The following is a 15,196-nucleotide window of genomic DNA, read 5'->3' on the forward strand; positions in this document are numbered from 1 at the left end:
CGAGCCGCGCTGCCGTCTTTCATTTGTACCGTTGATTGACCAAGGTTGAAAGGGGTCTTTGAGAAAACGACCAAATCTGTGGAGAACTCCGGCGCTAACGACACTGTGGATAACGTGGTCCAACCTCGCTAAAGGGACCTAACGGGGGGATAATGAAGGTATGCCTAGATTCTTGACGTTGGCCGATGTGGCCGAACAACTGCAGATCTCAGCCGCCGCCTGCTACGCGCTGGTGCACAGCGGTGAACTGCCGGCCTTCCAAATTGGTGGCCGGGGGCAATGGCGGGTGGACGAAGCGAAGTTTGAACAGTTTATTGACGATCGGCACGCGGCAGCCCGGGCCATGCTGGCCGCCGAAAACCCCGCTAGCGCTAGCTGACTGTACGCTAGCTGACTGCGCGCTTTCGGACGGGTGGTCGGCGCGCTAGCTGGCCTGATTCAGAATTCATTCTCCGGTGAAGAGGCAATGGATACCAGCCGTCCGATCGGAACCACCACGGAGCCTTGCCGGTTTCCAGAGTCCCGCCCCACTCCGTCGGCCAATTGCATGAGCTGAATATAGTCCGCTCCCACCTGGTCCAGAACTCCCCTAATGCGCACCGCGCTGGAGCCCGCCTGAGCTGCGGCGTCGAGCTCCAGGACCACCACCGACCTGTTCCTTGCCAACAGCCGCAAGGCAGCTGCTAGCGAATAGTTCAACGTGCTGGCGGACTCTCGACGAGCCAGCCCTAAGCCGTGAATCCGCACAATTTTTGCCAGCGGCACGATGACCGAGTTGTTCCCCTCCCGCAGCAGCGCCCAGGTCCCTTCCACCCTCAGAAGCTCACCGTGGATGGCCGAACCTGTACACATAACCACGGAAAGTTGCTGTCCACAGGCTCCCCGCAGCGCCTCTGTAAGAGTCAATTGGGATGCTTCAATGCGGGCCAGTTCATTGACGTACTGCTCGAAATCCTGCTGCGTCGAGGCGTGCCACTGCGCTTCCATGTCACCGAAAAGAAGTTCCCACCGCATGCGGACACGCTAGGCGTAGCCCGCAGGGCAGTCAACCCCGACCATCCACAAGCTCTGCGCAGACTCTGGACAGCGAAGCATTTAGGGTTCAAAATGAGTTGAACAACGTCATTCGATGTTAAACGATGTCTAAAAATATCAAATACGGTCAGAAGTACTCAAAGGAGAGTTCTCGTGAAATCACAAACACGGGCCGATGTGGCTATGACAGCCGCGATCGTTTTCCTGGGATCAGCATTGATCTTCAGTGGTTTTTCCTTGCTTCGGCTGCATTGGAGCGGAAGGTCTCAGGCGTTGATGCTTGACCTGCCCGAACTGCTGGGCGTAGCCGGGGCAGGCATCGGCATTGCACTGCTGTGCTGGTGGTGCTTCGCTCTCTTCTGCGCCTGCCTATCCGCCGTTGCGCACCAGCTCGGAGCCCACCGCCTCTCAGCCGTCACCGCCGGACTATCACCGGCTTTCATGCGCCGAGTAGTCGCCGCAGTGGTGGGCATCAACCTACTCACGGCACCACTAGCAGGAGCAGCACAAGGCCCCGGGGTAGATCCGCTCTGGCAGGCACAGACCGTCGCCACAGCTCCGGTCACACCCAGTGGAACCACAGCTGCCGCCAGCGCCGCCGCGCAGGATCTGCTGGCGCCAGCGCCTCCAGTGGACCCCAAGTGGGTGCCCAACGCCCCAGAGACTGAACCCGATCTGTTGATCCGCCAACCTCCTCGAACCGATCAGGGCGACCCCGAGTCTGGAACTGCCGAGTCCTTTGACCCCGAGACTGGCGACGTTGTCGTCAAAAGTGGTGACACACTCTGGGGGATTGTGGCCGAGGCCTTGGGCCCATACTCCAGCGACGTGGATGTCGCCCTCGCCTGGCCACAGTGGTACAGCACCAACCGCACCACCATCGGTGCCGATCCGAACCTCATTCTTCCGGGCCAAGTTTTACATGCGCCGGGCAATTACTGATTCCCTATCCAACGAACAATCAGGGTAGAAAAGCTGCCGGCAGCTAACCCCCCAGCACGGCCGGCACCAACATAGTGCAAAGGAGCACACCGTGAGTACAGCAGCCATCTCTGAAACGACCGCACCCGCCACCTTGCTTGCAGTCAAAGCAGTTGCCGCCACCAACGGCATCACCGCAGCGCCCGACAATCTGGTGAAACTCTTTCCTCAGGGCACCCGTGGAGACCGGCTCCGAACGAACGCTCGGGATGCAGCCACGCCAGGCAAACCCACGGGAAATACGGCGGGCCGGCCCGGCAAGAGTGGCGCGGCTGACAAGACTGGCACTGCGGACAACACTGGCACGGTGGCGAGCCTGGACCCGGAGGCGGCAGAACGCGCAGTGGTCAGCAATATGTCCTGCAAGGTTGCCCAAAGTGCCTTGGAAATCATCAACGGGGTCCGCTCGGTGCAGCAACTTGCACGCTGGCTCGATGTCCGCTGCTTGAGCGCCCTGACAACCCGGGCACGTCTCTATGCCCAAGCCTGCCGGGAACAGGACCGCCACCGCAGCCGCGAGGTGCACCCTGACAACGTCCGCCTTCTGCACAGACAGCCACGGGTCCACTCGGTTCACTGCTTCGCCGTAGAGCCTGGCATCTTTGAGACTGCCGTGGTGGTTGCCGACAGAACCAGATTCCGCGCCATCGCCATGCGCCTAGAACTATCCAAGGGCATGTGGAAGGTCACGGCACTGCGTATCGGTTGACTAGACCTGGTCAAGGAGTGCCGTGGCTGGGGAGGAATTGGATGGCCAGAAAAAACCGCCGCCTGCCGGAACGGTCGCAGAATTCTCTGCAACCATTCCGCCAGACGGCGGCATTCTCATAAAATCGAATCAGCGTGGATCCAAAGATGAATCAGCGCTTTTTCTTCTTCTTATTCTTCGTGGCCGGACGCTTGGCCGATGGCGGAAGCCCGCCGGTGCTACGTCGCTCAACATGGGTTTCAGCAACACCTTGAGCATCCGGAGCCGTGAACTGCAGTTGAGCCGGGCGTGCCGGAGCTTCTAGGCCCGGAGCGGTGATGCGAGGGGCCGCATGGCCGTGGTCATGGGCATGGTCGTGATCTGCATCTGCGGCGCCGCCCTCGACTCGTTTCATGAGGTTGGCAGGGGCGTCGGCAACCACGCCCACGGCCGTAGCCGGAGCGTTCTCAACCTGAACTTCCAAGTTGAACAGGAATCCGATGCTTTCCTCGCGGATGGAGGCCATCATCGACTGGAACATCTCGTAGCCTTCGCGCTGGTACTCCACGAGGGGGTCGCGCTGGGCCATGGCCCGCAGACCAATGCCTTCCTTGAGGTAGTCCATCTCGTAGAGGTGTTCTTGCCATTTCCGGCCCACTACGGAAAGCACAACACGGCGTTCGAGCTCACGCATGGTTTCTGAGCCAAGAGCAGCTTCGCGTTCCTGGTAGGCAACCCGGGCATCTGAGAGCAGCTCGGTCTTGAGCTGTTCAGCGGTAATCCGGCCTTCGCCGCCCACTTCCTGCGCAATTTCATCCACCGTGACGGTGACCGGGTAGATGGTGCGCAGGTTGCTCCAGAGAGTGGTGAAGTCGTAGTCACCGGCTTGTCCGGAGCTCAGCGAAGCGTCGATGATCTCGTTGACGGTGTCTTCCAAGAAGTGCTGGACCTTTTCGTGCAGGTCTCCACCTTCAAGAATCCGGCGGCGGTCACCATAGATGGCTTCACGCTGACGGTTCAGGACGTCGTCGTACTTCAAAACGTTCTTGCGCTGCTCAGCGTTGCGGCCTTCAACCTGGCCCTGGGCAGAAGCAATAGCCTTGGACACAAGCTTGGATTCCAACGCCACATCATCAGGCATGGAGGATCGTGACATCAGCTGCTCGGCTGCACCGGAGTTGAACAGGCGCATCAAGTCATCGGTCAGTGACAGGTAGAAGCGTGACTCACCGGGATCGCCCTGACGGCCCGAACGGCCTCGCAGCTGGTTGTCGATACGGCGTGATTCGTGGCGTTCGGTACCCAGAACGTACAGGCCACCAGCTTCCAAAACAGCTTCGTGCTCGTCTTTGACAGCCAGCTTGGCTTCCTCAAACGCCTCGTCCCAGGCCGCCTCGTACTCTTCGGCGTTTTCTTCCGGGTCGAGTCCACGCGCAGCCAACTCAGCCACAGCATTGAATTCTGCGTTACCGCCGAGCATGATGTCAGTGCCTCGACCGGCCATGTTGGTGGCAACGGTGACGGCGCCACGGCGGCCGGCTTGGGCCACGATCGCGGCTTCACGGGCGTGGTTCTTAGCGTTCAAGACCTCGTGCTTGACGCCTGCCTCAGCCAATTTCTTAGAAAGGTACTCACTCTTCTCAACGCTGGTGGTACCGACTAGGACAGGCTGACCGGTTTCGTGGCGTTCAACAATGTCGGCCACCACGGCGTCGAACTTTACAACCTCGTTCTTGTAGACCAGGTCAGCCTGGTCCACGCGCTTCATGGACTTGTTCGTGGGAATCGGGACGACACCCAGCGAATAGGTGCCCATGAACTCGGACGCTTCGGTCTCGGCAGTACCGGTCATGCCGGAGAGCTTCTCGTACAGACGGAAGTAGTTCTGCAAGGTCACAGTGGCCAAGGTCTGGTTCTCAGCCTTGATCTCCACACCTTCTTTGGCTTCAATGGCCTGGTGCATGCCTTCGTTGTAGCGGCGGCCGGCAAGGATACGGCCGGTGTGCTCATCAACGATCAGGACTTCGCCGTCCATAATGACGTAGTCCTTGTCGCGCTTGAAGAGTTCCTTGGCCTTGATGGCGTTGTTGAGGAACCCGATCAGGGGCGTGTTGGCGGACTCGTACAGGTTGCTGATGCCGAGGTAGTCCTCGACTTTTTCAATGCCATCTTCGAGAACACCGACGGTGCGCTTCTTCTCGTCAACCTCGTAATCGTCCTCAATCTTCAGACGCTGAACTACCTTGGCGAACTCGCCGTACCAGCGGTTGGCGTCGCCTGAGGCCGGACCGGAAATAATCAACGGCGTACGAGCCTCATCGATGAGAATCGAGTCAACTTCATCGACGATGGCGAAGTTATGGCCGCGCTGGACCAATTCTTCTTGGCTCCACGCCATGTTGTCGCGCAGGTAGTCAAAACCAAACTCGTTGTTGGTGCCGTAGGTGATGTCGGCAGCGTACTGGGCACGTCGCACCGAGGGGTCCTGATTGGACACAATGCAACCGCTAGTCTGACCCAAGAACCTAAAGACACGGCCCATCAAGTCCGACTGGTACTGCGCCAAGTAATCGTTCACCGTGACCACGTGCACGCCCTTGCCGGTGAGCGCGTTCAGGTAGGCGGGGGCCGTAGCCACCAGGGTCTTACCTTCACCGGTCTTCATTTCAGCAATGTTGCCCAGGTGTAGGGCGGCACCGCCCATGAGCTGGACACGGAAATGGCGCAGGCCCAGTGTGCGTGACGAGGCTTCGCGCACTGCGGCGAAGGCTTCCGGCAGCAGATCATCGAGCGATTCGCCATCTTCGTGGCGGAGCTTGAGCTTGTCTGTTTCCTCGCGCAGCTCAGCATCGGTGAAAGTCTGGAATGAATCCTCCAGCGAATCAATGGCGTCTGCGAGGACATTGAGTCGTTTAAGCGTCTTGCGATCGCCTGTGCGAAGAACTCGCTCAAGAAGTGATGGCACGAAATTGCTCCCAATCTATTGCTGCCTAAAAGTGGCGTGTTCAGTCTACGTGAGAAGACGCACAGCCCACCGCCAATTATGGCAGTACGGCCTGCAGTTTCCCTGAGAGGTCCCCATTCTCATGTACGACGACGGTCCCCAGCCCTAGCCATTTCGCCATAGCTTCCAGCTCAGTTGCCAAATGTAGTGCGGTATCCTTGGGCGCTTCGGCTTCAGCATAGGCGCCGCGCACTCGCAGAACGCCGGCTTGCCTGTCGGCTTTCAAATCAACCCTAGCTACAATGTTCTCGCCTAGCAGAAACGGCAACACGTAATATCCATATTTTCGGCGCGGCTCAGGCGTGTAGATCTCCAGCCGGTAGTGGAAATTGAAAAGCCTTTCGAGCCGTCGGCGTTCAAAGACCAGCGAATCGAAGGGACTCAGCAGCGCGCTGGCTACCGCCGCGCGTGGGACGGTGGCGCTGGCGTGCAAATATGTTTGTTCCGACCAACCATTCACCGTCACCGGTTCCAGTTCCCCGGAATCCACTAGCCGTCCGATCCCCTGAGCCACTGCCTTGGCCGGAAGTCTGAAGTAGTCGGCAAAGCATCTGAGGGTGCCGATACCGTGAGCACTGGCCGCCGCGGAGATCAGCCGGAGTAAGGCTGCATTCTTATCGACTTCCGGCATCTTCTCCCCCGGCGCCAAGATTCCGCGCTCAGTGGGTGGCAAGACCTTTTCAATCAAGGCGTAGCGGCGTTCGAACTGATCATTGCGTGAGGCCGCCCCGACTACCCCACGCTCAAAAAGTCCCTCCACAGTGCGTTTGACGGCGTTCCAGTTCCATCCCCAGTGGCTGCGGTCGGTGACTTCTTGGTGGCCAATTCGTTCCCCAATTTCCCGGGCAGTCAGTGCTCTGCTGCGCGTCAACACGGAAATAATGCTCTCTTCGAGCGCATCGCGTACGGCTGGATCCATATCGCCCGAGCCTGCCCAGCGCCGGTGCTGGAATTGCCGAAGGTCATGAAAATGTGAGGGGCGAATAAAACTGGCCTCATGAGCCCAATACTCCATGAGCTTGCGGGGCGCCGTCCCGGCCAGTCCGTCAACGACGGACTGAGGATAGGGGCCCAGCCTGGAAAAGAACGGTAGGTAGTGGCTGCGTGAGAGGACGTTAACGGAGTCGATCTGCACAAGCTGTATTTGGGCAAAAGTCCGGCCCACCATCCGCGCTGTGACGGGTTGGGTGGGCCGGACGGTTGCAAGTCCTTGAGCTTTAAGTGCGATGCGCCGGGCCTGAGAAAGGCTCAGGCTTGCACTCATCGACACAGCTCCTTGGACTCAGTGCGGGACGTTGACAATCCGGTCTGGTTTAGACGCGGACCGGCTCATCCGGCGAACGGTAAGCAGAAATTTCTTCGACCATATCGGCATTGTCATCCAATGAGATAACTCCGTAGGTCCATCCCTTGCGACGGTAAACAACCGAGGGGATGCCGGTTGCGGAATCGATGAAGAGGTAGAAGTCGTGTCCCACCATCTCCATGTTGTCAACGGCGTCGTCCAGGGACAGTGCCGTGGCCGGGAAAACCTTGCGCCGGATCAGCACAGGTGAATCGCCGGCGGGGATGTCATTCTCGATGTCGTAGGGCGACTTCTCCTCAACAACCTCCGGTGCGCTCTGGGCATAGATCGGCTCAGAGCTGCTGACGGGAGGCAATGACCCGGTGGCTTCGTTCACTGCAACAGGAGCGTGACGACCGTGGTGGACTTTTTTCTTGTCCTTGGCACGTCGGAGACGCTCGAGCAGTTTCCCGTAGGCCAGATCAAAAGCAGCGAACTTGTCCGATGCGGCAGCTTCCGCGCGGATGACCGGACCACGACCCAGAACCGTCAACTCAACTGTGAGTGGGGTCTCTGCTGTGCGGGCCTTGCTCTCCTTGGAAACCTTCACATCGACCCTCTGGACCTTGGTGGCCAGCTGTTCGATCTTCGTGAGCTTTTCGCCTGCGTATTCGCGGAATCGGTCCGAAACACTCAAGTTGCGACCGGTGATCATGAACTCCATGGTGCCCTCCAAATATCTTCGGTGACACGGCGGCCGGCTAGCATATTTGGTGCTGTCTCCAGACCGCCGACGGGCGGTTTCCCCTCGAAAGAGGTACCCGTTTACTCACGTTAGTTCACTGCATGGCTTTATTCATCTTTTGGACACAAATTGTTTTCCGCGCGTCCTTCTTCGTGACCATCGGCTGAGGTCCCGGACGGGGCTCGAGCCGCTGCCAGCACCACCGCGGCCCGGACTCGAAACCCTGATAATTCCAGTGTTTTGGCCGCTTCGCGGAGAGTGGAACCGGTAGTCAGGACGTCATCAGCCAAGACAACTTCGATAACATTTTGGCCGGATGGCTTCGCTTTCAGCCGAAAACTGCGCACAAATTTTTGTTTGATTTTCATAGTGTTACGGATATTTCGCCTTCGGGCTGCTCGGCCCAATCCCTTCTGGTGCCGGCGGTGCCACGGCAGCCTGGTTTTGATCCGCAGCAAGGGCACCACCTCCATACCGAAGGGTAGACGCCCTTCCCTCACCAGAGTCCTCAGGAGCAGGGCCACGGGGTCGTAGCCGCGGCGCCGCCAACCGCTGCCGGTGCTGGGAATGGGAACTAAAAGAACAGTGGGCATACTGGCCCGTGGGGTTGCTGGGGGTGGCGCTGCCGTAGTGTCCAGCGCTCGTGCCAGACAGCGGGATAACTGCGGACCCAATTCCGTTCGGCCATGGTTTTTGAACGCCAGAATGGATTGTGACAGGGCGTCCCGGTACTCCCCCGACGCGACAACGCGCAACAGCGGATGGCCGGCAACGCTCATCAACGCATCGGCACTGTGTTCGGCCCGGAACGGCGCTGCTGTTTGTTTGCGCAGGACAGCAGCGCATTCGGGGCACAACGATTGGTCTTCGGCCCCACACACCACGCAGTCGGCAGGCAGCACCAAGTAGAGGAAGTCTCGCCACGCCGCCTCGCACCACAACCAAATCCTCAGCCACAGCGTGCGGGCAGGGCCTCTGTGCCGGTGAGCTGTTGCATCCATGCCCCCAGCATGGGCCCACACCCGAGCAGCGCGCTGGCCTCGGACGGTGTTTGTGGACAGGGCAACGACTACTCAGGCTGTGGAGGACGCAACCACGAACCGCAGACCATCCAGATCGCCAGCTATCCAGCCCTCAATCTAGCCAGCCCACCAATCCTCTTGCTATCCAGCGAATGACGCCTGTTGAAGTTCCTTGGCGTCGACTTCCCAGTAGTTACCCGCGTTGGTGTAGAACTCAGAAGCAGTTTGGGCGTGCACGTTCCGTACTCCCGATCCAGCGCTCAGCCACTGCACCCCCTTGAGCTCATCCATCTGCACTGCAGGGACGGCGAGGTCCAGGACCTCAATGACCACCGGTTCTGTGGCTGACGGGTTCATGACCGCCACGCTGGAATCGCCAGCCCACACACCAAGGCTCGGCGTTCCAGAATGGAGCAGCCGGATGGGTGCGGTGAGCTCCTTGGGCAGCTCCCCTGTTTTGAAAATTCCTGTGATGCTGACCTTACTCACCCCGTTGGCCTCTGAAATCACCAAGGCTCTTGTCCCGTCACGGGACACCCGGAAGGTGTGTACTTGCTGCCCGACCAGCCACGGAACAGTCAGCAGGACAGGTGTCCCCAGCTTGCCGCCGTCGTCCGGGTCAATGGCCATCACCAGCCCAGAGCCATCCCCGGCAGCCGACCACAGCCAGCCATTAGGGGCAAAGGAGGGCGGCGTGAGCGCAACTCCCGCCAGGGTCAGCAGCGGCGCCTCATTGGCTTGGACAGTAAAAATCTGGTTACCCACGCCTGACAGGAAGGCGAAGTTCTTCCCCGAATAGGAAATCGCGGGAGCCGACGGCTCCAGATTGGCCACCGGCGAGACACCTGGGATGGGACCAATTTTGGTCCCATCGAAGGTGACCAGATCGCCCTGAGCGAGCGCAATCTGAGTAGGCGGAACGGGGTTGTCAACGATCATATGACTGACGTCGTCGCCGGTGCCGCCCATGTCTACGGACCTGTCGTCGGCCAAAAACTGGACCTCAGTGATGGTGTTTAGGCTCTTCTGGAACGTTGTCAGTAGCTGCGCGTTCATTTGTTGGCGCTGCTCAATGCTCGTTGCCAGCAACTGCTGGGCCGTCAAACCAACCTTGGCCTGACCGTTATTGACGGGCACTGAGTCGCGGTCAAGGGCCATCCCGCTAGGAAAGGCGCTAACCACGGCACCTTGCAGATACGGCGCCGGTCCCTGCAAAATCGCCTTGACAATGGAGGTGGCTGTACGCGAGGTCCGCCCGGCCAACCACCTGACATCAGGGACCCCGTAGGTAAAGGTGGGGTCGTAGAAGAACAGTGATACCGGCGCATACAGCGTCTGGAAGTTCGCCTCCGCGATGACCACGCCGTCGGGCACTTCAGAGATCCGCCACTGCCCATCCACTTGGACCAACTTCATGCTCAGCATCTCCGTGGATTCGGCCTTGGCAGGGGTTAGCACACCCGTGGCGTCCACGGAGGAGACTGCGTTAAGGGTCAGGTCAAAGACGCCGCTTTGCGCAGCTGGTGCCACGGCGAACGTGTCCTGATACACCAAGGTGCGTTTGTCCGGTGCCCAGGATTGAGCCAGCGCCGGGGTGAGATACTGCCGGGCAACTTGAAAATCGTCCGAAATACCTGTTCCAGAATCGATAAATCCGCGAATGATGCTCTCGGGCGCAGCCCCGTCCACGGGCGAAAACTGTTGCAAGCTGACGTTGACGGAGTTGTTCCGCGGAGCCAGCGGATCACTTTTTCCTACAGAACCGTGCATCGGAATGGCGGAGCACCCGGTGGCCACCAGAAGAACGACGACGACCATCGCCCACAGCGTCATGGCCCGGTTCCGCTGTGCGCGTGTGCCAGGACGGTGCTGGATTGAACGTTGGGTAAGAAGCTGCCGGTTCAGCTGTTCCATGCGGTTCATCAGTGGTTCACCTTCTCAGAGCTGTTCATGCCCGGATCGTCGCCCTCAGGGCCGCGCTTATCCACACCATTGTCACTATTGTGTTCAGCACTCTTAGCCATTTCGGTGACGGGTTTCATGCGGCCCAGCGCACCGACTACCCCTATCGATCCGGTGTGGGTCATCACTGGTCCGGTGTTCAAGGTGCTGGCACTGCTGGCCTGTCCGCCGTCGGGAGGGAGCGGAACCGGGGAATGAGTCAGAACTATTCCGCGCTTGCGGGGCAGGGTCAACCGGAAGCAAGATCCTTCTCCCGGGATTCCCCAAGCATCCAGCCAGCCATCGTGCAGCCGGGCATCTTCCATAGCGATCGAAAGGCCCAGGCCGCTGCCACCGGTGGTCCGGGCACGAGCAGAATCGGCCCGCCAAAACCTGTCAAAGACGTGGCCGACGGCGTCGGGAGACATGCCGATGCCATAGTCACGCACAGCAACCGCCACGGCACTCTCATCTGCCGAGACGTAAATCTTTACTGGGTTTCCTTCGCTGTGCTCAAGGGCGTTGAGCACCAGGTTACGAAGAATCCTATCCACCCGGCGCGAGTCCATCTCCACAATGCACTTGTGGTTGCGCAGCCGGGTCACCACCGAAAGCTCGGCCTTGTTCGCCTCGGCCACGGGCATGGCCCCGTCAATCACCGAATGGATGACGGAGAAGATATCCAACTGTTCCGCGTCAAGATCTGCCACACCCGCGTCAAAGCGGGAGATTTCCAAGAGATCCGCGAGCAAAAGCTCGAAGCGTTCAACCTGGTGAAAGAGCAGCTCCGAGGACCGCTTGTTGATGGGGTCAAAGTTTTCGCGGGCATCGTAGAGGACCTCGGCGGCCATCCGCACAGTCGTCAGAGGTGTGCGGAGTTCATGGGAGACGTCCGAAACGAATCGCTGTTGCATCTCCGAGAGCGTGCCCAGCGCCGTGATCTGGTCCTGCAACGAAGTGGCCATCTTGTTAAAGGACGTGGCCAATCTGGCCATCTCATCCTCACCGCTGACTTCCATGCGTTCTTCGAGTTCGCCGGCCGCCAACTTTTCCGAGACGGCAGCGGCTTCACTGACAGGCTTGACCACTGTCCGGGTGACATACCAGGCAATGGCGCCAATGAGCACGAGCAAGATTCCGCCAGCCACCCACAACACTGACTGGATGTAGTTCAGCGTCACTTGGGCGGTGTTCAAGTCATAGATCATGTAGAGCTCGTAGTTGGTTCGCAGCAGCTCCACTTGGCTGCCCACCACTACGGCAGGGCTGAATCCGGATTCGCCGGTGGGCAGTGCGATGGACTGCCAAAACTGGCTATCGGGATCTGCTTGAACTGCTTGACGCAGCTCGTCCGGAATGATGGCTGTGGTGACACCGCCGGAGTCCGAGGAGCTCACAGCCAACCGGCTGTTCTGGCCAGGGATCTTGACCATCAGGTACTTGCGGGTGTCATCGGCGCCGCCGAGTTCCAGCAGGCGCAGGGTGTCCCCCACAAAGGTAGACATGCGCGGCTGATCGCTCAAGCTGGCGTTAGAAAAGCTCTCCTGCACTTGGGTAGCGCCACGAGCCGAATCCTGTTGAGCCTGGGCCAACCGTTCCTTGAATAGCCCGTTGGAAATCTGTCCTGCTAGGTAGCCACCAACACCTACCACTGCTATGGAGGCAATCAGCAAGGTGGTGACAACGGTGCGGAACTGCAAGGAGGTGCGCCAGCGGCGCATCCACGAAGCCCGAATCCAAGCGAACAGCCGAGCCGTAGCCCTACCAACAGCAAAGAATATGCTGGCGAACTGGGCGAGGAGAGTGCGCCAAAAACCAGTCTCTGATTCGTCGAGATCGCCCGCAGTATCCCTAACGCCTGGGGTGGTCACCTCATCTGGGGTGACCACATCATCTGTGGTGGGCACAGCTTCTCCAGTATGCACAGCGGCAGCCGGAGTGGCCGCCGAAGGTGCGTGTCCGCTGTCGTGCTGGTCTTGATCTGCACTCATTCTGGGCTCACCCGCCGCACATGATAATCAGCGCTTACTGCCCGGCCTTGTAGCCGACGCCGCGAACCGTGAGAACCACTTCCGGGGCCTCGGGATCACGTTCAATCTTGGAGCGCAGACGCTGGACGTGGACGTTGACCAGGCGGGTGTCGGCGGCGTGGCGGTAGCCCCACACCTGCTCCAGCAACAGCTCGCGGGAGAAGACCTGCCAGGGTTTGCGGGCCAGCGCCACCAGGAGATCGAACTCCAACGGGGTCAGCGAAATGCGCTCACCGGCGCGGCGAACGGCATGGCCAGCGACGTCAATGCTGATCTCGCCAATGACAAGAGTTTCGGGGGCCTTGACGTCACCGGGACGCAGGCGGGCACGGACCCGGGCCACCAGCTCGGCGGGCTTGAACGGCTTGGCCACGTAATCGTCGGCTCCGGATTCCAGCCCGCGCACCACATCAGAGGTGTCGGACTTGGCTGTCAGCATCACAATGGGTACATCGGATTCAGCACGGATCAGGCGGCAGATTTCAATGCCGTCAATTCCGGGCAGCATCAAATCCAGCAGGACCAGATCGGGCTTGCTGGACTGGAATGTCTCCAAGGCTTTGGCGCCGTCCGCACAGAATACCGGGTCAAACCCGTCATTGCGCAGCACAATACCAATCATCTCGGCCAGTGCTTCGTCATCGTCAACAACTAAAATACGTGCCTTCATACCTCTATATTTGCCTATAACCCGCACAATGTCCCTATCGACGCTCCACAGGCGCTCCCAATAGTTTCCGCAATGCCCGGCTTGTTCACAGGGAAAAGGTGCATCTTCCCGATAGGGTTTGATGATGGACGCAGCAACAGCATAGGTCCGCCGCGGATTTTGACGCTACTTTGTGGCTTCCGTTGCGGGGTATCTGGCCGTTGTTGCTGCCGTACACGTTTTTCACGGGGGAACTTTCAGGGAGCATCATGACGCAGGAACCACAGGACCCGAATCAGCCGGCTCACGGCGAGCAGCAGGGGCAGCCGGGCCACGGCGAGCAGCCGCAGGGTCAGCCGGGTCACGGCGAGCAGCAGGGACAGGCGGTGTCAAGTCAGCAGCAGGGCCAGCCGGACTGGCAGGCGCAGGGTTGGCAAGGTCAACCGCCATTGCCTCCCCAACAGCCAGCTCAACCCCAGCAACCGACTCAGCCGCAGTGGGGTCAATACGGCCAGCAACCTCAGTGGGGTCAATACGGCCAGCAACCTCCGGCCCAGCCGGCTCAGCCTCAGCAACCCCAGTGGGGTCAGTATGCTCAGCAGCCTCAGCAACCGCAGCAGCCGCAGCAACCTCAGTGGGGTCAGTACGGACAGCAGCAGGCCCCTCAGTACCCCGGTCAGCCGCAGTATCCAGGCCAGCCCCAGACCGGCTACAACAACTACATGGCACCTCCGAAGCCTGGCGTCATCCCGTTGCGGCCCCTAGGTCTGGGTGAAATCCTCGACGGCGCTTTCCAAGCCGCCCGACGCAACGGCAAGGCCATGTTCGGCTCCGCTCTGATCTTCCAACTGATCACGGTGGCCGCCACTCTTCTGGTCATGTTTTTGACCTTGGGCCAGTTCATGGTCGGGCTCCTGGACGGCACCATGCTCATCGATGGCAACAACGCCACCGATACCGACGCCTTCCTTGGCAGCATCCTCGGATTCACCGTTGCCATTGTGGTGACGGTTTTCATCTCCACACTGCTACAAATGGTCCTACAAGGCGCCCTAGTGGTTCCCGTGGTGCGGTCCGTACTCAACCGCAAAACCACTTTTGGCCAAATGTGGCAACTGACGAAACCACGCATTGGCAGCCTGCTCCTACTCGCGGTGCTGTATGCCGTGGCCGCCCTGATCGCGATCTTTGTGTACATTGCTGTGGTCGTATTACTGGTCCTGAGTCTGGGCTCCATGGACTCGGATTCAGCGGCACTGGCAGGCGTTGGCCTGTCCCTGCTGCTGAGCCTGCCGTTCCTGGCCGTAGGCCTCTGGATCGGCACCAAACTGCTCGTGGCTCCGGCGTCGATAGTGGTGGAAAACATTGGCGCTTTTGCAGCCATCAAACGTTCTTGGCAACTCACCAAGCGCAATTGGTGGCGGACGTTTGGAACGTACCTGCTGGCCGCGATCATCGCCGCTGTTATTACCGGGGTGATCACTACACCTGTGAGCTTCATCGTGGGCATGATCATGGGCATGATGAGCATCGAGTCCACCCCTGAACAGGCGCTCACCCAAACCATCATCGCTCAAATCATTTCAAGTGCCATCGGCGCATTGGTGGGTGCTATCACCCTCGCGTTCCAGACCGGCGTCATGTCCTTGATCTATGTTGACTTGCGGATGCGCCGCGACGGTTTCGACCTCACCTTGCTCAAGGAGTCCGAAAGCGGCAAGGACGACGGCGGGATCCCCGGCTCCTCTGCGCGCGCAGACTTGGTGCCGGGCCCCTATACGCCGGGCAGCCCGCAACCTCCCAGCGCCTACTGATA

The 15,196-nt window shown here is 59.7% G+C and carries 12 protein-coding genes; 4 read left to right on the forward strand and 8 right to left on the reverse strand.

Features of this window, described 5'->3' with window-relative positions:
- Positions 1–160 precede the first annotated feature (160 nt).
- Positions 161–379, forward strand: coding sequence for a helix-turn-helix domain-containing protein (locus AB0O97_RS07450; RefSeq protein WP_363838304.1), 219 nt, complete (start codon positions 161–163; stop codon positions 377–379).
- A 59-nt stretch (positions 380–438) separates the two neighbouring features.
- Here the strand turns inward: AB0O97_RS07450 and AB0O97_RS07455 are convergent, their stop codons facing one another.
- Complete coding sequence (locus tag AB0O97_RS07455; RefSeq protein ID WP_363881394.1) at positions 439–1,014, reverse strand: hypothetical protein; 576 nt, start codon at positions 1,012–1,014, stop codon at positions 439–441.
- A 174-nt stretch (positions 1,015–1,188) separates the two neighbouring features.
- On the opposite strand from AB0O97_RS07455, the gene AB0O97_RS07460 reads away from it, so the two are divergent.
- Positions 1,189–1,977, forward strand: coding sequence for a LysM domain-containing protein (locus AB0O97_RS07460; RefSeq protein ID WP_363881396.1), 789 nt, complete (start codon positions 1,189–1,191; stop codon positions 1,975–1,977).
- A gap of 91 nt (positions 1,978–2,068) precedes the next feature.
- Entirely contained in the window at positions 2,069–2,725 is a 657-nt protein-coding gene (locus AB0O97_RS07465; RefSeq protein WP_363881398.1) for an Rv3235 family protein, read from the forward strand.
- A gap of 151 nt (positions 2,726–2,876) precedes the next feature.
- Here the strand turns inward: AB0O97_RS07465 and secA are convergent, their stop codons facing one another.
- From secA to mtrA, 7 genes are all read right to left on the reverse strand, one after another.
- Positions 2,877–5,669 (reverse strand): preprotein translocase subunit SecA, encoded by a 2,793-nt coding sequence (gene secA / locus AB0O97_RS07470; RefSeq protein WP_363881400.1) that lies wholly within the window; start codon positions 5,667–5,669, stop codon positions 2,877–2,879.
- A gap of 76 nt (positions 5,670–5,745) precedes the next feature.
- Positions 5,746–6,972, reverse strand: coding sequence for a crosslink repair DNA glycosylase YcaQ family protein (locus tag AB0O97_RS07475; protein WP_363881402.1), 1,227 nt, complete (start codon positions 6,970–6,972; stop codon positions 5,746–5,748).
- 49 nt (positions 6,973–7,021) lie between these two features.
- Entirely contained in the window at positions 7,022–7,717 is a 696-nt protein-coding gene (gene raiA / locus AB0O97_RS07480; protein WP_363881404.1) for a ribosome-associated translation inhibitor RaiA, read from the reverse strand.
- Positions 7,718–7,845: 128 nt separating this feature from the next.
- Positions 7,846–8,739, reverse strand: coding sequence for a ComF family protein (locus AB0O97_RS07485; RefSeq protein ID WP_363881406.1), 894 nt, complete (start codon positions 8,737–8,739; stop codon positions 7,846–7,848).
- Positions 8,740–8,901: 162 nt separating this feature from the next.
- Entirely contained in the window at positions 8,902–10,683 is a 1,782-nt protein-coding gene (locus AB0O97_RS07490; RefSeq protein ID WP_363881408.1) for an LpqB family beta-propeller domain-containing protein, read from the reverse strand.
- Positions 10,683–12,692 carry an MtrAB system histidine kinase MtrB gene (mtrB, locus tag AB0O97_RS07495; protein ID WP_363881410.1) on the reverse strand — a complete coding sequence of 670 codons (2,010 nt, stop codon included), beginning with the start codon at positions 12,690–12,692 and terminating at the stop codon, positions 10,683–10,685. Before mtrB ends, AB0O97_RS07490 begins: the two co-directional genes overlap by 1 nt.
- Before the next feature lie 34 nt (positions 12,693–12,726).
- A complete protein-coding gene (gene mtrA / locus AB0O97_RS07500; protein WP_062286912.1) occupies positions 12,727–13,401 on the reverse strand; it encodes an MtrAB system response regulator MtrA in 675 nt (224 codons plus the stop codon).
- A 248-nt stretch (positions 13,402–13,649) separates the two neighbouring features.
- On the opposite strand from mtrA, the gene AB0O97_RS07505 reads away from it, so the two are divergent.
- The gene (locus tag AB0O97_RS07505) at positions 13,650–15,194 is read left to right on the forward strand and encodes a hypothetical protein (RefSeq protein ID WP_363881412.1); all 1,545 of its coding nucleotides are present in this window, start codon (positions 13,650–13,652) and stop codon (positions 15,192–15,194) included.
- Positions 15,195–15,196 lie beyond the last annotated feature (2 nt).

The organism is Specibacter sp. NPDC078692 (genome assembly GCF_040686835.1).
GTDB lineage: Bacteria > Actinomycetota > Actinomycetes > Actinomycetales > Micrococcaceae > Specibacter.